1 protein-coding gene is annotated in these 398 nt (G+C 60.3%); it reads right to left on the reverse strand.

The annotated features are described in order from the left end of the window. A partial coding sequence (locus NXT09_RS22360; protein ID WP_268581195.1) for an AMP-binding protein occupies positions 1-398 on the reverse strand: 398 nt, incomplete at both ends.

Consider the following 398-nt stretch of genomic DNA (forward strand, 5'->3'; position numbering starts at 1 on the left):
GCGGCAAGGTGCGTCGGTGTGATTTTGACCAGCGTACCGGGTTGAGCATCAAGCAGCGCAGGCAGTAACTCGGTGAGCTCCTGTCCGTCGTGGATAAGCCGCATGCTGCCGCCGCACAGGAGAGGCAGATAGAGGCTGGTGACGGTGGCATCAAAGGCGACAGGGGAGGAGACGATACTGTCGAGGGTGCCAGAGGTGGCGTAATAACCGCGCGCCCAGAGGAGGTAATTGCTGAGTCCACGGTGTTCGACCATGACGCCTTTAGGTTTACCGGTAGAGCCGGAGGTGTAAATGATGTAGGCGAGATGGTTGGCGTTCAGTCCCTGACCCCGAGGATTGGTCTCCGGGCAGGCGTCGAACAGGGCGGCGTTATCCAGCATCACGACTGGCAGCGAGTG

Origin of the sequence: Pectobacterium jejuense (assembly GCF_026800125.1) — a bacterium.
Taxonomy (GTDB): domain Bacteria; phylum Pseudomonadota; class Gammaproteobacteria; order Enterobacterales; family Enterobacteriaceae; genus Pectobacterium; species Pectobacterium jejuense.